The following is a 23,908-nucleotide window of genomic DNA, read 5'->3' as shown; positions in this document are numbered from 1 at the left end:
AATTATTGACCATAAAACTAAAAACATGTTAATGTTTTAGTTGAAAAAGATAAAAATTTATTACCGTATTTAGAATGATAGAGGAGGCTTATAGTTATGGAATTTCAGAATATAAAATTAGGCTTTGCCCCCACACGCAGAAATCTTTTTAGTGCTGAATCTGCTATCCAATATGCTAATTTAACACGTAAAAAAATGGATGAATTGGGTGTCAATTACGTAGATATTAAAAATATTAATGAAGATGGGCTTTTATATGATGACGAAGGAATGGAAAAAATTGCAAAGGAATTTAAGCAAGCTGAGATTGATGGTTTATTTCTGGCAAATGTAAATTTTGGAACAGAATATGAATGTGCCAGGTTAGCCAAAAAATTAAACGTCCCTGTTCTTCTTTGGGGGCCGAAGGATGAACGGCCTGCAGAAGATGGTTCACGATTGCGTGATTCTCAATGCGGCCTTTTTGCGATTGGAAAAGTATTACGCAGATTCAGAGTGCCATTTACATATATAAAAAATTGTGATATCGACGACCCTGCATTTGAACGCGGGTTAACTGATTTCTTAAAAGTTTGCAATGTGGTCAAGACCTTTAAAGCAACAAGAATTTTACAAATAGGCCCTCGTCCTTTTGACTTTTGGTCCGTTATGGCAAATGAAGGGGAACTTTTAGAAAAATTCAACATTTCCTTATCGCCAATTCCCTTGGCTGAACTGATTCAAGAAATAAATCATGTAAAGCTAAACGATCACAGCCAGATTAAAGAAGTATGCGATTACTTACAAGAAATAGCAGACGTTCAAATTGAGAATAAAGATTTGGAAATGATAGCAGCACTAAAAATTGCAATAAAAAATTTATGCAGGAAATATGGCTGCAACTCCGGTGTGATTCAATGCTGGACTGCCTTACAGGATGAAATTGGCATTTTACCATATGCTTCTGAATCACTCCTTCAAGATGAGGGTTTGCCCGTCACATGTGAAACAGATATTCACGGAGTTATATCTGAATTATTGGTAGAAGCCGCAACACTCGGTTCACATAAAGCAATATTCGCAGATGTAAACTGCCGGCATCCGGATAATGAAAACGGAGAATTATTGCAGCACTTGGGAGTATTTCCATTTTCAACAGCCGATACGAAACCGATTTTGCCTAGAAGACATTTTGTGTTTGATTACCCGGGTTCTGTTGGATTTCGAGCAAAAAAAGGAACCTATACTTTATGCCGCTTTGATGGTGATAACGGTGAATATTCTCTATTAATGGGCAATGCTAAAACAATAGATGGACCCTTTAATCAAGGAACATATGTATATTTAGAATTTGAAAACTTAAATCGCCTAGAAGCTAAATTGGTTTATGGTCCATATATTCATCATATTGCGGCTGTACAAGACGATGTCGTTCCTGTTTTATACGAAGCGTGCAAGTATTTAGGGATAAACCCGGATTTTTATGATCCAATTGAAGAAGATATCCAGGCTTATCTTCGCGGTGATATTGGCTCGATTACAAAATAGTTTTATTTCACGAAGGGGTGAGAAAAAATTGGATATTAAAAGTTTAGAGAAAAAGGCTATTGAAATCAGAAAAGCCACACTTGAGATGATTTATAATGCAAAAACCGGACATACTGGTTCTGACTTATCATGTACTGATATACTCGTAGGATTATATTATCAGGTTTTAAAACAAGATCCCAAAGATCCGGAAAATGAAAATAGAGATCGCTATATTCAAAGTAAAGGACACGCCGTAGAAGTCTTATGGACTATTCTAGCAGACCGAGGATACTTTCCAAAGAGTGAATTGAAAACTTTTTCACAATTTAAATCACACCTGATCGGGCATCCCACAAATACAGTAAACGGAGTCGAAATGAACACCGGTTCTTTGGGGCATGGGCTTGCAATAGGAGTTGGAATCGCCTTGGCGGCAAAACTCGATCGAAAGGACTATCACACTTACGTATTAATGGGGGATGGAGAACAAGCAGAGGGTTCAATTTGGGAGGCTGCAATGGCGGCAAGCCACTATCAACTTAATAATTTAACCGCGATTATTGATCACAACAGTTTACAAATCACAGGCAAGACGACAGATGTTATGAATTCTGAACCCCTTAAAGATAAATATGAATCATTTGGCTGGGAGGTTCAAGAAATTGATGGCAATGACATGGCGCAAATTGTTGAAGCTTTATCCAAGCATTCTTTAAGTGAAAAACCAAAACTGATTCTAGCACATACCATAAAAGGAAAAGGTATGAAAATTGCTGAAAATAATCCCGAATGGCACCATAAGGTTCCAAACAAAGATCAATATAATAATGTAATAAAAGATTTAAATACTCAATTAGAATGGGGGGAGAATTCTTGAACAACATAACAAGTGGAAGAAAAGCTGCAGAAGTCATCTGTGAAACGCTAATGGAAGAAGGGAAAAAAAATAGGGATCTACTGGTTTTAACAAGTGATTCAAGAGGTTCCGGTGCCTTAAAACCTTTTGCAGACGCCCTGCCAGCCCAAATTATTGAAGTGGGAATAGCCGAGCAAAATTTAGTAACGATTAGTTCCGGTCTAGCGCACAGTAATAAACGTCCCTTTGCATTTTCACCTTCAAGTTTCCTGTCAATGCGCAGTATTGAACAAATAAAAGATGATGTGGCTTATTCTGATACAAATGTAAAATTAGTAGGAATAAGCGGCGGCAACAGTTATAGTGATTTAGGTTCGACACATCACTCATTGCAAGACTTGGCAATTACGCGGGCGATTCCTAATCTGGAAGTGTATATGCCTTGTGATCAATATCAAACAAGAGCGTTGTTTAAGTATTTAACTCATTCTCCCAAACCAGCCTATGTTCGAATCGGGAAAAAACAACTTGAAGATATTTACACCAATGAGGAAGAGGCGTTTATCCCAGGTAAGGCAAAAATTATTCGGCCAGGCAAAGATATTGCCATTATTGGTTCAGGTGAAACTTTAAGTATTGCGATACACACTGCAGAAGAGTTAAAAAATTCGGGTATATCAGCAGAAGTGGTAGATTTCGCAACGATCAAACCCCTTGATGTCGATATGATAAATGAATTGTGTGAGAAGTTTCATGCAATGATATCAGTGGAAGAGCACAGTATTTATGGAGGTTTGGGCTCTGCAATCGCAGAAGTCGTTGCAGGTAAAGTAAATACAAAACTGAAAATCATTGGTTTCCCGGATGAACCCGCTATCGCAGGTACCCAAGATGAAGTATTCGATTATTATGGAATTTCTCCGGCAAATATCGCACAAGTTGCAAAAGATATGTTATTAAGTGTTCATTAATTGCGAGGCGAAAAAAATGGAACGCTATATTATCGGAATTGACCAAAGTACACAAGGTACTAAAGTTGCTTTGGTTGATTCAAACAGAAAAATAGTCTGCCTGGTAAGTAAAGAACACCGGCAACTCATTAATGAGCAAGGCTGGATTAGCCATGACTTAAATGAAATTTATTCCAACATTATTGAGCTTATGAAAGAATTATTAACGAAAACGCAAGTAAACCATGATTCTATTGTTGGGATTGCATTAACGAATCAGCGCGAAACTGCCTGTGCATGGTCAAAAAATAATGGAGAATCTTTGACTGAAGCCATCGTTTGGCAATGTTCCCGGGCAAAGTATTTATGTGATGAGATTAAACAAAAAGGCGATTCAGAAATAATTAAACAAAAAACAGGCATGGCATTATCCCCTTATTTTTCCGCTGTTAAATTTAGCTGGATGTTAAAAAATATAGACAAAGTACGACAGGCCGAAGAAAAAAATGATCTTTGTTTGGGGACAATAGACAGTTGGCTTTTATTTAAATTGACGTATGGAGAAGCATTTAAAACTGAATTATCAAATGCTTCCCGTACACAATTATTAAATATAGACAAGCTTGAATGGGACAAAGAGATTTGCAGCATTTTTCAGATTTCTCCAAAGGTCCTTCCAGAAATTGTTGATTCTGATGCTTTATTTGGATATACAGACTTTGATGAATTGTTATCCAAAAAAGTTCCGATTTATAGCGTATTAGGCGATTCGCAAGCTGCTTTATTTGGACAAGAATGCTTGAATCCAGGCGAGGCCAAAGCAACATATGGAACAGGATCCTCTATCATGATGAATATCGGTGGACAACCAATTCGTTCAAAACATAATTTAGTTACATCGATTGCGTGGAAAATAAAAAATAAAGTAAACTACGTTTTAGAAGGAAATATTAATTATGCTGGAGCAGTCATAAAATGGCTAATTGAAGATATAAAACTAATTCATTCTGCAGCAGAGACTGAGAAGTGGGTAAATTTAGCATCCCCAAGTAATCAAACTTATTTAGTTCCAGCTTTTACAGGTCTCGGAGCCCCGTATTGGAACGAAAAGGCCTCGGCTACATTAGTGGGAATGACGCGCACAACTGGAAAAGCTGAAATTGTTCAGGCAGCATTGAATTGTATTGCATACCAGATCAACGATATTGTTCAATTAATGATTGAAGACTTTGGTCATAAACCTGTTATATTGAAAGTTGATGGTGGTGCCTCCTGTAATCATTATCTTATGCAATTTCAAAGTGATATATCTAATATCAAAATTGCAGTACCTAATATAAAAGAATTAAGCTTGTACGGGACAGTTCTGAATGCAGGTATCGCCTCAGGAATATATAGAGAAGAATTATCCCCTGATACAATTTCATATTCAAAGTTTATTCCAAATATTGAAAACGATGATAGAACTAAAAAAATAAGTGGTTGGAAACGAGCAATCACCTTTACAGATCAATATTATAAAGACTCCTTTAATTGAATATTGAATATTCTTAAAAAGGCAGGAATGTAAAATATTTTGTATTACTAAAGGTTCTTAATTAGCTTTTTCCCGGCAGAAAGGATAGAGCAACTCGGGTATCCACTAGGGTTCTGCTAAATTACAAATGATGTTAATAGAAATTCTTTAATATGATGCTACGACTATCGACAAACAAGAACCAGGAAAGGTAATTATCAAGATATTTTGTAGCCACACCTTTAAAGCGTTCTATCCATTGTTTTAAACGAGAATGAAGACCATTTACATTTTAGATGTGATCCAAACCCCTAATAACGTGTTTACCCTGCCAAAATACGCCATTAATCTTATTTGGTTAATAGCTTAAAAACAGCTCTACGGAGAGTAAATCTCAGTAGAGCTTTTTCTTTTAAGATATGAATCAATTAGAGTTATTGGCATTTTTAGGTTGGACGAGGAACCTGTCCCCTTGTCCCTATGATATTAAAATACACTACGTACTAATCCTCCATCGATTCTCAAAGCAGAACCATTAATGGCTGAAGAAAGAGGACTACTTAAAAATGTAACAAAATGTGCAATTTCTTCTGGTCGAATAAGCCTTTGAATAATAGAGGTTGGCCGATTTTCTTTCATAAACCGCATTTCAGCTTCTTCCATGGTCAATTTCTCATTAGGATAAAGGCTATTTAGCATAGTTTCCACTCCTTCTGTTAAAGTAGAACCTGGCATAATAGTGTTGACAGTTACATTTGTTTCTTTAGTCAGCTCAGCTAAACTACGTGAAAGCGAGAGCTGCATCGTCTTAGTCGCGCTATAATGAGCCATTTCTTGAGATGGCATAATGGCTGCTTCGCTAGCAATAAAGATGACCCTGCCTTCCTTTTTTTGAATCATTTGATTTAGGTACCATCGAGTAAGCCGAACACCACTCATAATGTTGACCTCAAATATCTTAAACCAATCTTCATCAGAGATATTAAAATATTCTTTTGGCTCAAAAATCCCTAGGTTGTTAATAAGAATATCTACTTCTGGGTATTCCTCCATAACCTTTTGGCATCCTTGTTCTGTTCCTAAATCAGATACTAATGACTGAAGGTCAGCTTCAGGATACTGTTCTCGCATTTCTTTAATTGTTTGATTAACCTTTTCTTCATGGCGTCCATTTATAATGACAGTAACGCCTTCTATTACTAATGACATTGCAATTGCTTTACCAATTCCTGCTGTAGACCCTGTAACTAGCGCAGTTTTCCCTTTTAAATTCAGAAACATATGGAATCCCTCCTAATTGCTTTTTTGTCACACTTTAAATTGGATTGATTTACATGGTAAATAGTGAAAGCCACCTATAAAGATGACTTTCACTTATTAAAATTACGTTAGGGACACGTTCCTATATTTCATTTGGTAAGTTTATTAAGAAATTTCATTAGAAATCAAAATTGTCCGGATCGGGACCCACTCGATGATTCTGATTTAAGCCATTAATTCGTTCCATATCTTCTTTCGTTAACTCAAAGTCAAACACTGTAGAGTTTTCAATAATTCGATGTTCTTTTGTAGACTTTGGAATCGTCACAACACCATTTTGTAAATCCCACCGTAAAATGACTTGAGCTACAGATTTGTTATACTTTCTTGCAATTTCAGTTAGAACTTCATTATCTAATAATTGTCCTTGCATTAATGGTGACCATGCTTCTAATTGAATACCATGTTCTTGGCAGAAAGATTGAACTTTCTTTTGAGTCAAACGTGGATGGTACTCTACTTGATTCACCATCGGTTTAATTTCTGCATCTTTCATCAATTCTTCAAGGTGATGTGTTTGGAAATTACTTACCCCAATGGCTTTTATTTTTCCTGCTTTATAAAGAGTCTCTAATGCTCTCCATGCATCTTTAAATTTACCTTCTACTGGCCAATGGATGAGATACAAATCAAGATATTCTAAACCAAGTTTTTTTAAACTTGTTTCGTATGCTGCTATTGTAGACTCATATCCTAAATCAGCATTCCAAACTTTAGAAGTCACAAACAAATCTTCTCTTGAAATTCCTGCTTCTTGAATTCCTTCACGGATACCTTGTCCGACTCCTTCTTCATTTCCATAGATAGCTGCAGTATCAACACTACGATAACCATTCTTAATAGCTGCTTTTACCGCATTAACTAACTCAGGTCCCTCTTCTACTTTAAATACTCCTATACCAAACCAAGGCATTTTTACCCCGTTATGCAACGTAGTTGTATCCTGTAAATTTTTAACCATTAAAATTACCTCCATTATTATCGATTTGAATTTTCATTCGAATGCGTGTGTTCTTAAAATTTCCGGCTTTTTGAAAGGAAGTCTTTATCGGCTCCCGTTACACCACTTTGTCCCCAGTTTCCTGGAATCATTTCACGAATAAGGATAAGGACTTTATCCAAAGGTGCATGAGTATATTTAGATGTTATTTGTGTCAGCTGGTTTACCCACTTATCCTTTGTATCTTGATCAAATGTATTCCATATATCAATCGTGATGATAGCCATTCCATCAATGTTACTATCCGGAGTATGATAAGACTCTTTTGTATCCCAATTGACCACCCTACTCTTCTCAGCAAAGGCAGCATCGATTGCTATAGCCCCAGCTTTTCCCCAGTTTTCTTTCTCAAGTTCATTTATCAATACTTGAATTTTATCAGGGACAATCTTTAATAATTTTGTTGTAAGTTCAGTTACAGTATAAATGAATTCCTTTTTTTCTTCTGTTGACATGGTTGGCCAAGTATTTAGCTTAATTAATGGCCTAGTATCCTCCTCTAAAACTGATTATTTAAATAATTTTTAACTGCTCTAATCACCAATTCATGATCTTTTTCAGGGGTTAATCCTGATACTGTTATCATCCCAATAGCCCCTACGTTTTTTATTTGAATGGGAAATGCTCCACCAAACGCAGCATATTCCGAGGCATCTAAACGGTATGCTTCATGATGTGGGATTCCACTTAACTCACTTTGTATCTGCATATAATAAGAGCTATGATTATGCAAAGAAACGACCCGTTTTTTCCGCTCAATCCATTTGGTATTTTCCTCAGTCGTCCCTGTCATCTTGAAATGAAATAATTGCACACCATTTTTTGTTATATCAACAGCAATCGATTTTCCCTCTTGCTTTGCTGTTTCAACGATTAATAAACCTAATTGAAAGGCATCTTCATTCGTAAAAGAGGAGAATTGAAGTGTTTCCTCCTCTATTAAAATTCTTTTTCTTATTTTATCAATGCTCGGTGCACTCATAATATTTCACCCCATTGACATATTCAGTATTTTGCTCTTTTTTCTCTAAAGCCATACTCCAACTAGTAAGCATCACAGCCCCAAGAACCATTAATGCACCTATCCAAGCCGTATTAATAAGTCCAATGGAGTCAGTGATCACACCCCCAAGGTATGATCCCAGTGTAATTCCCGCGTTAAAAGCTGCAATATTGATCGCTGATGCCACATCCACTGCCTCCGGAACAAATCGTTCCGCCAACATAACGACATAGACTTGGAGACCCGGTACGTTCATGAAATGGAATAGTCCCATAAGCAAGATCGTAACTAATGCGGCAACCTTAAACGGAGCTGTAAAGGTTAAGATCAAGAGCACAATGGCTTGTACGATAAACATATAAAATAATGCAACAATAGGTTTCTTATTCGATACCTTTCCACCAATGATATTACCGATTGCTATAGCGGCCCCATACACAAGTAAAATAATGGCAATAGTACCTTCTTTAATATGAGTAATTTGCTGAAGTAGAGGAGATAAATACGTAAAAACAACAAATGTACCTCCATAACCTAGTGCTGTAATCATAAAAACAAGTAGTAAACGACCATTGGTAATGGGTTTAAATTGCATGCGCAATGATGTACGAGTACCTTTTGGCAGATTAGATGGAACCAATATACAATTTGCGATAAATGCAATGATTCCAATAATGACAATTGCAATGAAGGCTTCCCTCCATCCAAATTGTTGACCAATAAAAGTACCAAAAGGTACGCCAGTCACGATAGCTATCGTTAGTCCTGAAAACATAATGGAAATGGCACTAGCTCTACGATTTTCAGGTACTAGATCAGCAGCAATGGTTGAACCCACAGACATAAATACTCCATGTGATAAAGCTGTAATTACACGTGCAACAATCAACACAGCGAAACTCGTCGCACTCGCCGCGATACTATTTCCAACAATAAAGACGACCATAATCCAAAGCAGCAAACCTTTTCGTGATAGGCTTGATGTTAACGGGGTCAGAATGGGTGCTCCAAAAGTTACCCCTAATGCATAGAAGGAGACTGTTAACCCGGCTGTTGTAACGGAAATATGCATGTCATTTGCAATGAGGGGTAATAAACCAACACTTATAAATTCTGTGGTTCCAATTGCAAATGCGCTTACTGCTAAAGCTAAAAGTGCCCATGTACTTTTTTTATTTTCCATGGTCCTTCCTCCTTTCTAGTGATGTGAAATTTTTCTAGGACATGAACTGCAAAAAGTCTGGTAGAAAATGTCCGCAAGATGTATTATAAGGAGTGCGTTTTATAAAAGTAAGTACGCACTTTAAAGTTATATAAGCACTCTAAAGTTATATAGGTACTTTTTAGTACCTATAAATATTGAGTAAGGAGCATAAATATGTCTGCCAAAAAGTATAATATTTCGGTTGAATCGACACTCGAAGTCATAGGTGGGAAATGGAAGTGTGTAATCCTTTGTCATCTAACCCATGGTAAAAAGCGAACAAGTGAACTAAAACGCCTTATGCCTGCCATCACACAGAAAATGTTAACTCAACAATTACGTGAGTTAGAACAAGATGGAATTATTAACCGGATTGTTTATAATGAAATTCCCCCAAAAGTGGAATATGAGCTCAGTGAATATGGATGGAGTTTGAAAAGTATTTTAAATTCTTTATGTGCTTGGGGAGAAAAGCATATTACGAAAGTATATGGCGATAAATTTACAGTTTTGGAAGAGAATATTTTAAATGAACGTCCAAAGTAATCTTATCCTTTGGTAAACCTTATTTCGATTCGTAACGGGGAAGAAGCTAGGGGACGGTTCACTTCCTTCCAAATAAAAGGAAAAAGAGATACATCCCCCTGCTTCTTGTCTAGGGGAATTCAATCAAACGTTTGTTTAAAAAATAAAGAGAGCGAAAGCAACAACAATGATGATGCTTTCACTCTCTTAAATTTTGAATATAAATAACCTAATAGTATTAAATCATTTTTTATTTAAACTATAATCAAAAAGGGTAGGTAGAGCAAATAATAGAGCCGCTACAGAGATTAATATCAAAAATGCAAGCTTGAGGCAAGTTCCTTTGTTCCTTCCAGATAAAAAGCAGAGAAAGGCCCCATGTTTCTTCTCCTCTAAAGATTACTATTACTGGTAATTAGTGGAAGTAATATAATCAAAATCCCCAAAAGAGTTAACTAGGTTCTGATACTCAAAGTTGTAAATCAAAATAACTGCGTTATACAACTTATTTAAAGCAACATATTCTTTCACTTTAGGTAATATAATCTCCTCATATGAACAGCCCTCTAATAAAACGGAAATATTATCACTCTTTTCTTCTATTACTACTTTTTCAATAAAATCCTCATCTATTTCATCCATATCTATATTAAAATCTCCATAAAATTTAGAAGGTACTGATTCACCTTCTTCATCATATGTTAAATTAACGTATTTCTCTAATTGGTTTTGTGTTTTAATATTACCTAACCATATTGAAACCATTCCTTGTTCTTCCATAAATGACACCCTCCTATTTTAATCTTAATTCTTCTGGTAATGATGAAATACCCCCCTCTAGTCTATAGAGAGCCCAATTGTTAAGTCTTCTAATAAATGTGTTATAGTCACTTGATGTATCAATAATTTCCAATAATTCATTGTGTGCTTTAGTAGAACCTAATCCCCCATGAACACCTTTAGGATTTATAAATTTACATCAGAAATTGAAGTTCTTAAATCTTTAATTTTTTCAGCATTGATACCCCAAAACTTAAATTGTGGAGCTCTTGATACTAAATGCCATTCATGCAATCCACCAGGTTCTCTAAGCTGTCGTTCAATTTTCTTTCTAATCTTTTTATCCTTCCATAATTCATCCAACTCATTACTTGAAAGAGAATTGAAAAATTCATTAAATTTCCCACTTATAGCAGTTGGAATGTCTTCAACAGATAATTTAGATATGTCTTTTAATTTATTAACATCTAACCCTTTTGAAACATCCCCACCCCCCCTCAACCAACTTCTCCAAATCCTTCACCTTACTCAAAACCTTTACTCCCTTTGCCGGAGGAAGCATCATAGCCGCTGCTATGGCTTTATCTTTTAAGGAGGAATCAGGATTGATAAGGGTCAATGCATCTCCAGCTAATGTCCCATCCAAAAGCTAAGATGGCTTTTAATTTAGGATCCAGATGAATATCTTTTCCTGGAAGATTAGGGAAGATGTTGTTCTCCATGGTAAAATCATCGGGATATTCTCCCTTTAAATTCGGCTCTACTTCTCCTTTTTCAAGTGCGATAAGATAATCTCTTAAATTTTGTTCCTCTTCCTCCGTAAATGGGGATGAATCTCCCATCAAACTTAAATATCCGGATTGACCCAATAATTTCACTGGTTCAAAATGGATCAGGATATCTTGGTCACCCCTAAACATTGCCTCCGCTTGTTGAATAAAGACCGTCATCTTTTGGATATCTTTTTCGATGGGTTCAAGGCTTTTCGTTGCTTGTTGGTCAAAAAGATGGAGTTGTTCGATGGCCCTTTTTGCTTGATCTTTCGCTTGTTGAATGCCAAATTGTGTAGCCTCATCTTTTAGTCTGGGTAAGGGGACTAAATCTTCTACACTTGCCATAACGTCATTCGTTTCATGAGTCAGCGATTCTGAGATAGATTGGATTTTCCTTAGCCCAAATTGAACGTTTTCATCAACGAAGGACTCATGAATCCAGCCATTTTTTGCGAGTTCGAAGGTATGTAGGTTGTATCCTATTTTTTCTATTATCTTATCATAATTTGCGATAAAGGATTGGAAGAATATGAGAAAAGTTTGATGGATTTGTTGATAATATTGGCGAATGGAATCTCCCCCGTTTCCTTTGAGTGCTTCTTCCAAACCAATTATCCTTTGTACCGCCTGTTCGAGTTCCAAAACCTGCTCATTCAGCGTTCGCAAATTTTGTTGAATTTCCTCCAATCCTGCTTGAAAACCATAAACATCTAATACTTTCATTCTCCCTCCACCCTTCTACTCTAAGTTCCATAGAAATTGCTGGGAGATCGTTTCATCGGTTTCTTCTAGCTGTTTCACAGCCTCCCGAGTTGCGTCTTCATTTCTCAGGAGGAAAGCCTGATAACGAAGGAGCAACAGTTCTAACGACGTCCCCAACTCGTTCAAGCGAGTAACGGTATCAAGCGAATTGCTGCCGCCAATATCATGCGGAAAAGTGGTTTGCAGCGTGTTTGTCTTTTCTTTTAGATGAGATAAAGCCGCCTCAATTTCCTTGGATTGGATTTTCACTTCCTTACTCATGATTTTGCCTCCTTTCACTCTCGACTCTCATCCGGGCCATTTCATTTTGAATCGCTACTTCAAGAGCAGCAATTTCATTTTGAACGTCTTGAATTTTGTTACTTAGCACACTAAATGCTTGGTTCATTTGATTGTTTTCAAGATTTTGATAATTGGGGAGAATCTCCTCCTCTCGAATCAGATCAAATTTCTTAGCAAGATTCCCGTGCCATGTGTATGTACTCAGCTTCGGCTCGAGACATAACGGCTCGTTTGACAAGATCTTATTCCTGAAGGGAGGACCTACATATATGAAGGCACCTTAATTCCTCTTGTTTCCTTTATAATTTTGACTGAAAAACCATTTATTTATGGACATTGGATCTCAATCAAACGTTTGTTTAAGTCTCTTGCTCCTACCGTTTATCGGTAGTGCATGTTAATTAATTTAACAGAATAGTATAATTTGCTATTTATACAATTTTAATTGAATAATGAATATTTACAAGAAGCATAGGGGCAATGAAGCTAAGTGACAGCTCCATGCCTCCTTTCATGTAAAGAAGAAGCAGAGAAACGTCCCCCTGCTTCTTCTAATATTCCTACCTCCATCTAAATTTCACCTCTAATCCGTTTTAAAAATTAGTTCTACTCCACCATTTGTTCTTTCATTTATTTTTTGTTTAATGTCCCCTAAAACATCCCTTGCGACATTTTGCCCCTTAACATCAATAATAACAGATTGCTTAGTTTGTTCAGGTAAATCACTAATTCGCTTATTTATTTGCTTAGAAACATTTCCTTCTACCAAAATGTTTTTACCATTAGTATTACAAGCTTTATCATTCTCGTGTGCAAAATATAAATCGAGTAGTTAGTGTGGTTGTGTTATTTAATTATCACTACAACCAATCTCGTAGGTTTGCTAACCATCATGAGCCTTTGATTCAATAGTAATATTGTTTTTAACCATATAGTTCTTAAAGTTAAAAAACCTTGAAAGGCATATTACCAATCAAGGTTTTAAGTATCTATGATTTATCTTTTATTGAACCATAATTAACAATTAAAATATGCCTTCAAGAAATCAAAAAATGATGACCAAGTTTCCTTTAACTCTCCTTTTAAGAGCAGTTCATCTCCACCCTCAAAGTTAACTATATAAACTTTATCTGTTACAGTATCCAGCACTAATACAGCATTTGCTGACATTTCACTTAAAACCAGATACTGCCTCTGAAAACCATGTTCTTTTCTAGAAATGAGTGTGTATGATTCAATATTATTTTCTCCATCTGCTATATCTAGTAATTCAAAGGGTACATGCTCTTCCCAAAAAGGTCCTGCATACTGGATATAAAATTCTTGGAAAGTATCTGATGCGTTTACACCTAGTCTTATTAAAGCATCCTGTACTAGATTGCTATCTTCACGTTTATATATTTCTTCTCCTAGAACTTCATCTAGTCTCTCAGGCAAAATACTCATATTATTTTCCTCCTATAGCTTTTTCTCCTCGTATTTTCCAATAATTAATAGAATCTACTTTTTGAAATGCTCCTCTAGTTGTCTCATCCATTGGATAAAATGGGTTTAACTTTCCTTTATAAGGATGTAGTGGAGCTCTTTTAGCGTTACTGATATTATGGTACCTTGTTGAAGCTTCATATAATGGTCCAAGACCTTTTTGTTGTGAATGATGCAATGTTGCAACACTACCTGCATCATCAAGAATAGGAGCAAGTCCGTATTTCGCAGATGCTTCAGCATTTGTTAACCCGCGACCTTTTTTAGCACCTTTTGTTCGGACCATATCCCAATTAATATCTCCTCTTTGATATACTTTATAAGTTAATCCTGTGCCATCTTTACCTGCATTATACTCTACACTCCGAGTAAAATATTTATTATTCTTATAGTCCTTTAGATGTTGATAAGTTTCTTTACCCGTACACTTAGCAACATCCTCCACCCCATTAACCAACTCCTCCAAATCCTTCACCTTACTCAATACCTTTACTCCCTTTGCCGGCGGAAGCATCATAGCCGCTGCAATGGCTTTATCCTTTAAGGAGGCATCAGGATTGATGATGGTCAAGGCATCTCCAGCAATAATGTCGAATCCAAGAGCTAAGATGGCTTTTAATTTAGGATCTAGATTTATTTCTTTTCCTGGAAGATAGGGGAAGATGTTGTTCTCCATGGTAAAATCATCGGGATATTCTCCCTTTAAATTCGGCTCTACTTCTCCTTTTTCAAGTGCGATAAGATAATCTCTTAAATTTTGTTCCTCTTCCTCCGTAAATGGGGATGAATCTCCCATCAAACTTAAATATCCGGATTGACCCAATAATTTCACTGGTTCAAAATGGATCAGGATATCTTGATCACCCCTAATCGCCTCCGCTTGTTGAATAAAGACCGTCATCTTTTGGATATCTTTTTCGATGGGTTCAAGGCTTCTCGTTGCTTGTTGATCAAAAAGATGAAGTTGTTCGATGGCCCTTTTTGCTTGATCTTTCGCTTGTTGAATGCCAAATTGTGTAGCTTCATCCCTCAGTCTGGGCAAATAGACGAGATCCTCTACACTTGCCATAACGTCATTCGTTTCATGGGTCAGCGACTCTGTAATAGATTGGATTTTCCTTAGCCCAAATTGAACGTTTTCATCAACAAAGGACTCATGAATCCAGCCATTTTCTGCGGGTTCTAAGGTATGTAGGGTGTATCCTATTTTTTCTATTATCTTATCATAATTTGCGATAAAGGATTGGAAGAATATGAGAAAGGTCTGATGGATTTGTTGATAATATTGGCGAATGGAATCTCCCCCGTTTCCTTTGAGTGCTTCTTCCAAACCAATTATCCTTTGTACCGCCTGTTCGAGTTCCAAAACCTGCTCATTCAGCGTTCGCAAATTTTGTTGAATTTCCTCCAATCCTGCTTGAAAACCATGAACATCTAATACTTTCATTCTCCCTCCACCCTTCTACTCTAAGTTCCATAGAAATTGCTGGGAGATCGTTTCATCGGTTTCTTCTAGCTGTTTCACAGCCTCCCGAGTTGCGTCTTCATTTCTCAGGAGGAAAGCTTGATAACGAAGGAGCAACAGTTCTAACGACATCCCCAACTCGTTCAAGCGAGTAACGGTATCGAGCGAATTGCTGCCGCCAATATCATGCGGAAAAGTGGTTTGCAGCGTGTTTGTCTTTTCTTTTAGATAAGATAATGCCGCCTCAATTTCCTTAGATTGGATTTTCACTTCCTTACTCATGATTTTGCCTCCTTTCACTCTCGGCTCTCATCCGAGCAATTTCATTTTGAATCGCTACTTCAAGAGCAGCAATTTCATTTTGAACATCTTGAATTTTGTTACTCAGCGTGCTAAATGCTTGGTTCAATTGATTGTTTTCAAGATTTCGATAATTGGAGAGAATTTCCTCCTCACGAATCAAATCAAATTTCCTAGCGAGATTCCCGTGCCATGTGTGTGCACTCAACTTTGGCTCAAGGCATAACGGCTCATTTAACAAAAACTCCTCCTGACATTCTTGAAGGGAGGCTTGACATGTTTGAAGACGCTTTAATTCCTCTTGCTTCTTTCGTAACTCTTCGTATAGAAATGCAAGCAAACTCATGATATCCCCCATTTCTTGCATGTTTTCTATGATATGGATTTATTATCCAATTCCAGTGAAAAAGCGTCAATGTTCCTACAGGCCTATTACGGAAGGCCTTTCCTCCTATTTCCACAAAATTGCTAGAATTCTTATTATCTATTTATGGAAATAATATACTTTTTACATATATTATTTCTAAATATTGGAAATTATTATGAAAATTGATTTATTTTGATATTTTTATTGAATAGTGTCTAGAAAAATTCAATCAAACGTTTGATTAAAAATAAAGAGAGCGAAAGCAACCACAATTATGGTGCCTACACTCTCTTAACATTTGGATATTAATATTACTATATTTAAACAAAAATCATAAAAGGTAAGTACAACAAATAATTACGCCGCTACAGAGATTAATATCAAAAAGGAAAGCTGGAGGCCAGTTCCTTCTTCCCTCCATATAAAAAGGAAGCAGAGAAACGTCCCTAAGTAGTTCAGTTTTGAAGTAGAAAAATTAAAAAAGCACAATAATTATGAGTTCAATTCATTTGAATTGGACTCTTTACTTTTGTTGATTTAACAATGTGTATGGCTAATTAACGCTTAAAAAAACACCTTAATTGGTAAACGGATAATGGCTATAAGTCATTTGAAAGTACTTATGCTAATTTCGTTGTTAATATTAGTGCGAAAGTTGTTTTAATTTAAGGCTCTGTTAAACAATTATGTTGATATTTGAATAAAGCGAACCGTTGTTCTATAATGACTATATAAATAAGGACAAAAGTGAGTGGTTTCGAATGGCATTAACTGACATTATAAAGGAGATTCAAAAACTCAGCATCGCAGACCAACTACGTTTAAAGGAGTTTTTCACCAAATCTCTTGCCTCAATTTCTGCAAGTGAACCAATTTTTAAAGAAGTATCAGAGCAGAAACATAAGGATGGCTATACTTGCACTCACTGTCATTCGACTAATGTTGTCCGATTCGGAAAGTATTCCGTAAAAGTAGGAATGAAAACAATGGAACGGCAGCGTTATCGCTGTAAAGATTGCGGTAAAACCTTTACAGATGTTACGAATACCCCTTTACAGGGGTCGCACCTTTCCCATAAATGGCTTGATTTCATTCAATGTATGATCGAAGGGTATTCTTTACGCAAGGCATCTGAAATGATTGAAGTCCACTATGTCACCCTTTTCTATTGGAGGCATAAGATTTTATCCGCTTTGAACCAAATGGACTTCGACCAATTTTCTGGTATCGTTGAAATGGACGAAACCTATTTCCTATACTCTGAAAAAGGTAAACGAAAATTAAATGGGCGTAAAGCTCGCAAACGTGGTGATGCTTCTCAATTCCGTGGCATCAGTAGAGAACAAGTTTGTGTGCTGATTGCAAGGGACCGTCAAAAACTGACTTATTCCAAAGTGATAGGAAAGGGACGTATTGTAAAATCACGCTTAGATAAAGCAATCGGCTCTAAGCTATCTAATTCTAATACCTTATGTACGGATGCGTGGCGGGCTTTCAAAACCTATGCAAAAGATAAAGGATTAGAGCATTACCCCTTCAAATCTGATGGGAAGGAACGAGTCAGAGGTCTTTACCATATCCGAAATGTCAATAACTATCATAGCCGCTTGAAAGGCTGGATGGACAGATTTAATGGTGTGGCAACAAAATACCTCGACCATTATTTGAGTTGGTTTCAATTCCTGGACATAATAAGATTCCGTAATGATTCTACAACTATAAGTAAAATGATTATTGATAGTTGCTTGTTCTCGACTAATGCAACTTATGAAAGATTAAGATTATCAACATTTAAGTTATGATGAGGGATGTACTTTGAATGGACAATTTATTTGAAAATTATTGAGATTTTGTGCATAAAAATAGACCATCATTTTGATGGTCTTCCTTAACTAAAGTTATCCATTAGTTTAATACTCAATCACTTTTATTTTCTTCTTATAATCGAAGTAGAGCCAAAAAATTAAAAATAGCAAAAAAATAGTTATAGAAATTGGTATCAACCATAGATTATCTCCGTTTAGATACAAACCCAAAAACATAATTGAGACCGAAATCGCTGGTGCCATTACATAAAAGGCTTTAGCATTATAAAACCAGCCATAAGGAAAAAAATGGGCTCCTGTTATAATTGCAAAAAATATGATAGCATCATTCGGACTTTTTATAATTCCCCAAAAAAGTATAGGGAAATAGATAAGCTGAGCCAGATTTAAGTATAAACCTAGATTACCTAATGGATTATTTTTAAGTTTCCAATCAGCCTTTATTAAAGTAGAAATTCCAACGGATAATGGGAACATTAAACCTGTTGAAAACAACATATAGATGTTTTTCTGATAAATTTCTATCGATTGTATAAATATTATTGTAACTATTGACCAAATTACTATAGCTGAAAATAAAAATCCTATCCCGTTTTTCCCTCTTATTGATAGTTCATTTCTAATCTCGTTTAATTCCAAATTTTTCCCCTTTCTTTTATTCAACAACCCCGTTAGTTGAATATCTATCTAAGTTTTCATTTTATATTATACAACATTTTCCATATAAACCCTATAACAATCCTAAGTAAAATATATCATTCATTTTAAATTTATTATTTTTAAACCTAGTCGATGTTGAAAAATGAGTGTATTTTAGCCATAGATTTATATGCTGGTTTTGTGCTATTTAATATGTAATTTTAATAAAATCCCTTAGTTAACAACAAAAAGAACAGACTAAAATATTGCTATTTAGTCTGTTGATTTAACATTTATTTCTAACTTTTCTCTCCCAAAAGAGAACCAGTTACTCATATAGGGTCCTTGTTTATCAACAATATTATTTAACAGAGCCTAATTTAAATAAGGAAACTGAATAAATTGATGGTATTCTTTAGAAAAAAGTGAAAGTTGGAATAAATTATTATTTACCCTTAATGGAGAGAAAAATATGAAAATAAGTAACCGTTTTTTTAAGAACAGAGTAAAGCCTATTGTAATTACTCAATTAATATTAATTATCCCCATGATAGTATTTATACTTTTATCTTTTACGACATATCCTGTAAATTTCTTCTACTCTGGATTTGTACAAATTATTCTTGCAATATCAATGTTTTTATTGGGGATTGAGCAATATATTTTAAGAAGAAAAGATTATCAATTTCTTTCTTTACCTTAACATTATTAATTATTTTGGTTGCAATACAAACCTTTATGTATCAAGTATAAAGAGATAGTCAAATTGACTTAAAGAAAAACGCAAGGTGATATAAATCCCTTGCGTTTTTTTGTGCGAATTATGGTGTTAAAATAATGCTATTTACTTTGTTATGTTTTCGCTTCTAATTTTCTACCTTAAAACTGAACTACTTAGAAACGTCCCCCTGCTTCTTTTACATGTCGATCTTATCAATAGAAACACCAGGAATGGAAATTTGTCCCCCCATAGTTGAATCGTATGAGATTAGACCTGAAGATAAGCCAAATATCGTAATCGTGTCATCTTCTAATACTCTTTGGCTTACAACGGATTTATCAAATTCTGCAAAAATAATTTTGTCATAATCATCATTAACAGCCAATCTTATTTGGGTTGTATCGTCACCCTCAATAACTTGAACAACTGTACCATGGAATTTAACCTTTTTGCCAACATAATCATCAGGAGTTCTTGCTAATTGATCATAAGTAATGCCTGTTTCATACCCTTTTTTAGCCTCTTCTTCTGCCTTAGCCTTAGCTTCTGCCTCAGCCTTGGCCTTAGCTTTAGCTTCCGCTTCTTTCTTGGCTTTTTCTGCTGCTAGACGTTTTTCTTCTGCTGCTTTAGCTTCCGCTTCTTTCTGATTCTGCTCTTCTTCTTTCATTTTGAACCAAGGAGCCGCTTCATCTACTTTTGCTTGTAAGTTTTTAATCATGGCTTCATTTTCTTTGATCGTTGAATTTTTTTCTTTTATGTTACTATTTAAGTCTGCATTGGCTTTTAGAGCTGACGATAATTCTTCATCAGAGGGACCAAAGGTTGCTCCAATCATAAGTGCAATCGCTGCGGTTAATACATACTTCCATCTTTTTTTAAAAAATTCCAGCACTTTTTTCAAATTAATTTCCCCTTATATAGTCTAATCGATTCCCTATATATTATAAAGAACTAAAAATTGAAAATCACGACCCAATTTTTTACAAAATTTGAGAGATTGAAAGTGACACAAGAGAGGGATTTCTCGTCCCAGCAAAATATGCCAAAAACCTATTTGGTTAATAGCTTAAAAATAGCTCTATGGAGTGTAAATCTCTGTAGAACAGTTTTTTAGATATTGGAAATAAATATGAATTTATTTTGATATTTTATTTGAATTGTGTCCAGAAGAATTCAATCAAACGTTTGATTAAAAATAAAGAGAGCGAAAGCAACCAAAATGATGGTGCCTACACTCTCTTAACAATTGGATATTAATATTACTTATTTAAACTAAAATCATAAAAGGTAAGTACAGCAAATACTGGCGCCGCTACAGAGGTTAATATCAAGAATATAAGCTAGGGCCGACGGTTCTTACCCCTGCTTCTTATTAAGCTCCATTTTTTTTTATCACTTTCCTCATTCTCCCCCATTTTCACCCCTAGAATTCGCGATTCTCCCTAGGGAAGATTGCGAATTCTACCCCCTAAAATCCTTAATTCTCGAGTTTGATAGATGATCTTCTTCTCGTTATGTTTGACTTACCCGGGAATCCAATTGGTAAGCGCGCTTTCCTGAAAGGGTCAATGATGGAGAGCTTTAATGAATTAGTAAAACAATATGAACCGATGATCGGACACATCCTTCGTTCACTGCATATTTACAAAAATAAGGAAGAGTTTTTTCAAACTGGACTCATCGCACTATGGGAGGCGCATGGGCGATTTAATCCTGAGAAAGGAAAATTTTCAAACTATGCTTACACTTTTATTAAAGGAAGGATTATGAGCGAACTGACATCCATCAACAAACATGAAAATAACCAATTTTATCCGGATAAGGAATTTTGGACGCTGATTGAGGATCCTAATTCCCCTCGTACCTTGGAGGAGGAAATCATCTATGAGTATTGTGTTGATCTTACTGTCAATCAGAAAAAATGGGTACTATATACTATCATAGCTGATTTAACTATTAAGGATATTGCCCAATTAGAGATGGTCTCTCCTTCGACCGTGAAGGGCTGGCGAAGTGGTGCTCTGCGGAGGTTGAGGAAGGCTTCCAACCTAAATAGATTTCCTTTATAATTTTTTCTGAAAATCCACTTATTTAAGGGACTTTGGATTTCAATCAAACGTTTGTTTAATTTCCATGCTCCAGCGATTATAACGGTAGGAGCATGGAATTTTATTTTTTTGATATTAATCCATTTAAAATTTGATCAATTAGGCGAATAACATTTTCACTTTATCCTTCCATCATTAACTATTTAAGCACTCCCGCCACTTCCCTTAAATTATCTACACACAAATGCTGATAACGACTAGTCGATCGCAAATCAATATGACCTAGTACTGCTGCAATGAATACCTGTTCTACTCCGAGAACGGTTAAATGCGTAGTAACGGAATGCCTGAGTATATGCGGGGTCACTCTTTTTGTTATTCCCGCTGCTTCTGCTGCTTTACGAAGATTAATCCTTATCTCGCAGGCACTGATTGGGGTGTTCTTTACCTTTGGGGATTGAAAGACATAAGGTGAGCCGTTTCCCTTATATTGCTCAAGATATCTCTCCATAATAACTGTTAAACGAGGGTGCAGTGGCAAATGGAGATCTCTTCCCCCCTTTAATATATTCAAAATATACTCTCTGACTTTTTATGTTAAGATGGCACTTTTGGAGCATTCTAGCAGCTGTAATCCTCGTTCCTGTATAATAAATGAAGCTAAATAGCGCGTAGTAAAAATATGAAATCTTTTTTGCCTCTTCTAGCAGGCTTTGCACTTCATCCACTTCGAGAATTTCTGGCAATGGTGTATAATGCTTTGGGGTTTGAATTTTCATTGCAGGATTCTCCAGTAAATCATGTTCTTGAACGAGAAATTTTAAAAATGATTTTAATGTGGCAAGATGGCGTAAAATTGAATTTGTCCGGTACCCTTCTCTTTCCCTCAGGAAATCCATATAATCTAAAATATCATTTTTCTTTACATCTTCTATTAAAATCTGACTCTCATAAATCTCCTCCAAAAACTGACCAAATTTCTGTAAATCCTTTGAATACCCAATAACCGTTTCCTTTGAATAGTTCTTCCTCTTTAAATGCCGGAAGAACCTCTTACTATAACCAAGTAAATCAGAACCTCCTTGCAATACCATCAAGGCACTCCCCTTTCTTTACTTTAATGCATTGATAGTTACAAGTATGGACAGTTTTTGAAATCTATAAACCTATTAAAAATTACTTAAGAATTGGTGTTTATTTAACTATCTTGATTTAACTGGTGGCAAATGCTTAAGTAGCAGAGCTATTTGGGTGAGATTTATATGGGAATTTTAATTTTAGAATTGGTAAGTACGATTTACATTCCCATAATTTAGATTCAAGTGTCTATAGTAAGGTTTATGGATATATGATGGATAATAACTTAATTCAAATACCTACCTATAGTATTGATACGACGTCTAAGTTACCTGTAATATATATTGCTTACCTAAAAGAACCCTTAATAGTAACTAATCTTAATGCTAAAAATGTTAATCCTGTCATTAAGCAAATAGCTAAAAGTTTGGATAATATTCGGCTTTTATACTTAGGTGATTAAAAAATTCATCTGGGATCCGATGCTTATACCTATAGGAAATACTAAAAGAAAAGGATCTCCTCAGGAATTTGCGGAGATTCTTAAAAAAAATGCATTTTAAACAGATAAGATTTCATTATTAGAGTCACAATCACTAATTAGTCCTACTCTAAATGCAGTTAAGATAGTTGCAGAAATCCACTATGTCCAATGGATTAAGTGGATACTATGTCACATAATCTTCCGATTACGACATAAAAAGCCAACATTAGTATGCTGACTTCTTAATTACTTATTAAACTAACGCACTCCTATAACTAAAAATTTCTCTATTCTTTATCTCTGTGCATTAAGTTTGAAAATAGAGGATAATGTTTCACCGGCTTTCCCTTCCAAAACGCCCCATATCTGCTTTTTATTCTGTACGTATGCCGAGCCACTTTCGTTGAACCACACTTTATATTTCTGCCCTTCCTTGTTATTTTGGTCTATAAACCAAAATACAGCATCTTCTTTGTTATCTTTATCAACTGATACTATTTTATCCCATTTGACAGCTGCCATAATGTCTTCAATCTTTTTGATATTATCTTTATCCAATACAGCTCGTCTATCACTTAATCCACCGTACTCTACTATTTGATAGCCAACGTCTTTTGCCTCTGAAGAACCCGAAGTTTCAGAAGAACTTGAACATCCCCCTAACATCATAATGATAATAAGTAAGCTGAAACTCCATAATAATTTCCTCATACCCGCACCCCTTTTTTCCAATTATACCATTTTTAAACAATGGTAATTGGAGGAATTTGAGTTTTTTATCGAATTGTTCAACTATACTGGCCGTTCGTTTAAAAAGGATAGTTTTATGAACAGTATCTTCCTGATGTGGCATAAAAAGAGCCAACAGACAACTGCTGACTAAATCTAATTTTATTATAGTGATAGGTAAGCATTTGAAGTTATCGCCAGCTTTTCCCCCACTTCACACCGTACAAGCGAGTTTCCCAGCATACGGCGTTCCAACTAATCCAATTCATTCAATTTTTATGTGTATG

Annotated in this window: 28 protein-coding genes and 1 pseudogene; 8 read left to right on the top strand and 21 right to left on the bottom strand. The window is 35.6% G+C overall.

Features of this window, described 5'->3' with window-relative positions:
- The first annotated feature begins 96 nt into the window (after window positions 1–96).
- From ACE38V_RS19880 to ACE38V_RS19865, 4 genes are read left to right on the top strand one after another with little or no spacing between them, the layout of a single operon-like run.
- The gene (locus ACE38V_RS19880) at window positions 97–1,527 is read left to right on the top strand and encodes an L-fucose/L-arabinose isomerase family protein (protein WP_375844050.1); all 1,431 of its coding nucleotides are present in this window, start codon (window positions 97–99) and stop codon (window positions 1,525–1,527) included.
- A gap of 34 nt (window positions 1,528–1,561) precedes the next feature.
- Complete coding sequence (locus ACE38V_RS19875) at window positions 1,562–2,386, top strand: transketolase (RefSeq protein WP_375844159.1); 825 nt, start codon at window positions 1,562–1,564, stop codon at window positions 2,384–2,386.
- Window positions 2,383–3,336, top strand: a complete 954-nt coding sequence (locus tag ACE38V_RS19870) for a transketolase family protein (RefSeq protein WP_375844047.1) — start codon at window positions 2,383–2,385, stop codon at window positions 3,334–3,336. The genes ACE38V_RS19875 and ACE38V_RS19870 overlap by 4 nt, the downstream gene beginning before the upstream one ends.
- Before the next feature lie 16 nt (window positions 3,337–3,352).
- Window positions 3,353–4,852, top strand: a complete 1,500-nt coding sequence (locus tag ACE38V_RS19865) for an FGGY-family carbohydrate kinase (RefSeq protein ID WP_375844045.1) — start codon at window positions 3,353–3,355, stop codon at window positions 4,850–4,852.
- Between the two features lie 116 nt (window positions 4,853–4,968).
- On the opposite strand, the pseudogene ACE38V_RS19860 reads toward ACE38V_RS19865, so the two are convergent.
- From ACE38V_RS19860 to ACE38V_RS19835, 6 genes and pseudogenes are all read right to left on the bottom strand, one after another.
- Window positions 4,969–5,159, bottom strand: a pseudogene (locus tag ACE38V_RS19860) (IS1595 family transposase); the annotation flags it as partial.
- 158 nt (window positions 5,160–5,317) lie between these two features.
- Complete coding sequence (locus tag ACE38V_RS19855; RefSeq protein WP_375844042.1) at window positions 5,318–6,112, bottom strand: SDR family NAD(P)-dependent oxidoreductase; 795 nt, start codon at window positions 6,110–6,112, stop codon at window positions 5,318–5,320.
- A gap of 157 nt (window positions 6,113–6,269) precedes the next feature.
- Complete coding sequence (locus ACE38V_RS19850) at window positions 6,270–7,112, bottom strand: aldo/keto reductase (protein WP_375844041.1); 843 nt, start codon at window positions 7,110–7,112, stop codon at window positions 6,270–6,272.
- A gap of 53 nt (window positions 7,113–7,165) precedes the next feature.
- On the bottom strand, window positions 7,166–7,630 hold the full coding sequence (locus ACE38V_RS19845) for a tautomerase family protein (RefSeq protein WP_375844158.1): 465 nt from the start codon (window positions 7,628–7,630) through the stop codon (window positions 7,166–7,168).
- A gap of 20 nt (window positions 7,631–7,650) precedes the next feature.
- On the bottom strand, window positions 7,651–8,133 hold the full coding sequence (locus tag ACE38V_RS19840) for a heme-degrading domain-containing protein (protein WP_375844039.1): 483 nt from the start codon (window positions 8,131–8,133) through the stop codon (window positions 7,651–7,653).
- On the bottom strand, window positions 8,114–9,337 hold the full coding sequence (locus ACE38V_RS19835; RefSeq protein ID WP_375844037.1) for an MFS transporter: 1,224 nt from the start codon (window positions 9,335–9,337) through the stop codon (window positions 8,114–8,116). Before ACE38V_RS19835 ends, ACE38V_RS19840 begins: the two co-directional genes overlap by 20 nt.
- Before the next feature lie 195 nt (window positions 9,338–9,532).
- Here ACE38V_RS19835 and ACE38V_RS19830 point away from each other — a divergent pair, with 195 nt between their 5' ends.
- On the top strand, window positions 9,533–9,904 hold the full coding sequence (locus tag ACE38V_RS19830) for a winged helix-turn-helix transcriptional regulator (protein ID WP_375844035.1): 372 nt from the start codon (window positions 9,533–9,535) through the stop codon (window positions 9,902–9,904).
- A gap of 384 nt (window positions 9,905–10,288) precedes the next feature.
- On the opposite strand, the gene ACE38V_RS19825 is transcribed toward ACE38V_RS19830, so the two are convergent.
- The 10 genes from ACE38V_RS19825 to ACE38V_RS19780 form a co-directional block, all read right to left on the bottom strand.
- The gene (locus ACE38V_RS19825; protein WP_375844033.1) at window positions 10,289–10,663 is read right to left on the bottom strand and encodes an immunity 22 family protein; all 375 of its coding nucleotides are present in this window, start codon (window positions 10,661–10,663) and stop codon (window positions 10,289–10,291) included.
- A 186-nt stretch (window positions 10,664–10,849) separates the two neighbouring features.
- Window positions 10,850–11,164 carry a hypothetical protein gene (locus ACE38V_RS19820; RefSeq protein ID WP_375844031.1) on the bottom strand — a complete coding sequence of 105 codons (315 nt, stop codon included), beginning with the start codon at window positions 11,162–11,164 and terminating at the stop codon, window positions 10,850–10,852.
- A gap of 98 nt (window positions 11,165–11,262) precedes the next feature.
- Complete coding sequence (locus ACE38V_RS19815) at window positions 11,263–12,159, bottom strand: T7SS effector LXG polymorphic toxin (RefSeq protein WP_375844030.1); 897 nt, start codon at window positions 12,157–12,159, stop codon at window positions 11,263–11,265.
- Window positions 12,160–12,174: 15 nt separating this feature from the next.
- Window positions 12,175–12,459 (bottom strand): YwqI/YxiC family protein, encoded by a 285-nt coding sequence (locus tag ACE38V_RS19810; RefSeq protein WP_375844028.1) that lies wholly within the window; start codon window positions 12,457–12,459, stop codon window positions 12,175–12,177.
- Window positions 12,452–12,718 (bottom strand): hypothetical protein, encoded by a 267-nt coding sequence (locus tag ACE38V_RS19805; RefSeq protein WP_375844026.1) that lies wholly within the window; start codon window positions 12,716–12,718, stop codon window positions 12,452–12,454. The genes ACE38V_RS19810 and ACE38V_RS19805 overlap by 8 nt, the downstream gene beginning before the upstream one ends.
- Window positions 12,719–13,063: 345 nt before the next feature.
- Window positions 13,064–13,249, bottom strand: a complete 186-nt coding sequence (locus tag ACE38V_RS19800; RefSeq protein ID WP_375844025.1) for a hypothetical protein — start codon at window positions 13,247–13,249, stop codon at window positions 13,064–13,066.
- A gap of 248 nt (window positions 13,250–13,497) precedes the next feature.
- On the bottom strand, window positions 13,498–13,926 hold the full coding sequence (locus ACE38V_RS19795) for an SMI1/KNR4 family protein (protein WP_375844023.1): 429 nt from the start codon (window positions 13,924–13,926) through the stop codon (window positions 13,498–13,500).
- Window position 13,927: 1 nt separating this feature from the next.
- On the bottom strand, window positions 13,928–15,412 hold the full coding sequence (locus ACE38V_RS19790) for a T7SS effector LXG polymorphic toxin (protein ID WP_375844021.1): 1,485 nt from the start codon (window positions 15,410–15,412) through the stop codon (window positions 13,928–13,930).
- A 15-nt stretch (window positions 15,413–15,427) separates the two neighbouring features.
- Window positions 15,428–15,712 (bottom strand): YwqI/YxiC family protein, encoded by a 285-nt coding sequence (locus ACE38V_RS19785; RefSeq protein ID WP_375844019.1) that lies wholly within the window; start codon window positions 15,710–15,712, stop codon window positions 15,428–15,430.
- A complete protein-coding gene (locus tag ACE38V_RS19780; RefSeq protein WP_375844017.1) occupies window positions 15,705–16,076 on the bottom strand; it encodes a YwqH-like family protein in 372 nt (123 codons plus the stop codon). Before ACE38V_RS19780 ends, ACE38V_RS19785 begins: the two co-directional genes overlap by 8 nt.
- 782 nt (window positions 16,077–16,858) lie before the next feature.
- On the opposite strand from ACE38V_RS19780, the gene ACE38V_RS19775 reads away from it, so the two are divergent.
- Window positions 16,859–17,899: an IS1595 family transposase gene (locus tag ACE38V_RS19775; RefSeq protein ID WP_375844016.1), complete on the top strand. Its 1,041-nt coding sequence runs from the start codon at window positions 16,859–16,861 to the stop codon at window positions 17,897–17,899.
- 108 nt (window positions 17,900–18,007) lie between these two features.
- Here ACE38V_RS19775 and ACE38V_RS19770 read toward each other — a convergent pair whose 3' ends face one another.
- Window positions 18,008–18,562, bottom strand: coding sequence for a DUF7010 family protein (locus ACE38V_RS19770; protein ID WP_375844013.1), 555 nt, complete (start codon window positions 18,560–18,562; stop codon window positions 18,008–18,010).
- A 472-nt stretch (window positions 18,563–19,034) separates the two neighbouring features.
- Between ACE38V_RS19770 and ACE38V_RS19765 the strand changes: the two genes are divergently transcribed.
- Window positions 19,035–19,265: a hypothetical protein gene (locus ACE38V_RS19765; RefSeq protein ID WP_375844011.1), complete on the top strand. Its 231-nt coding sequence runs from the start codon at window positions 19,035–19,037 to the stop codon at window positions 19,263–19,265.
- A gap of 214 nt (window positions 19,266–19,479) precedes the next feature.
- On the opposite strand, the gene ACE38V_RS19760 is transcribed toward ACE38V_RS19765, so the two are convergent.
- Window positions 19,480–20,175, bottom strand: coding sequence for a toxin regulator (locus tag ACE38V_RS19760; protein ID WP_375844156.1), 696 nt, complete (start codon window positions 20,173–20,175; stop codon window positions 19,480–19,482).
- Between the two features lie 679 nt (window positions 20,176–20,854).
- Between ACE38V_RS19760 and ACE38V_RS19755 the strand changes: the two genes are divergently transcribed.
- Entirely contained in the window at window positions 20,855–21,352 is a 498-nt protein-coding gene (locus tag ACE38V_RS19755) for a sigma-70 family RNA polymerase sigma factor (RefSeq protein ID WP_375844009.1), read from the top strand.
- A 178-nt stretch (window positions 21,353–21,530) separates the two neighbouring features.
- Here ACE38V_RS19755 and ACE38V_RS19750 read toward each other — a convergent pair whose 3' ends face one another.
- The 3 genes from ACE38V_RS19750 to ACE38V_RS19740 form a co-directional block, all read right to left on the bottom strand.
- Window positions 21,531–21,872, bottom strand: coding sequence for a tyrosine-type recombinase/integrase (locus ACE38V_RS19750; RefSeq protein WP_375844007.1), 342 nt, complete (start codon window positions 21,870–21,872; stop codon window positions 21,531–21,533).
- Window positions 21,826–22,425 (bottom strand): tyrosine-type recombinase/integrase, encoded by a 600-nt coding sequence (locus ACE38V_RS19745; protein WP_375844006.1) that lies wholly within the window; start codon window positions 22,423–22,425, stop codon window positions 21,826–21,828. Before ACE38V_RS19745 ends, ACE38V_RS19750 begins: the two co-directional genes overlap by 47 nt.
- Window positions 22,426–23,186: 761 nt before the next feature.
- Entirely contained in the window at window positions 23,187–23,603 is a 417-nt protein-coding gene (locus ACE38V_RS19740) for a hypothetical protein (protein ID WP_375844004.1), read from the bottom strand.
- Window positions 23,604–23,908: the final 305 nt, after the last annotated feature.

Origin of the sequence: Cytobacillus sp. Hz8, assembly GCF_042263505.1 — a bacterium.
Classification (GTDB): Bacteria; Bacillota; Bacilli; order Bacillales; family Cytobacillaceae; genus Bacillus_BE.
This window is presented reverse-complemented; position numbering and strand designations above follow the sequence as displayed.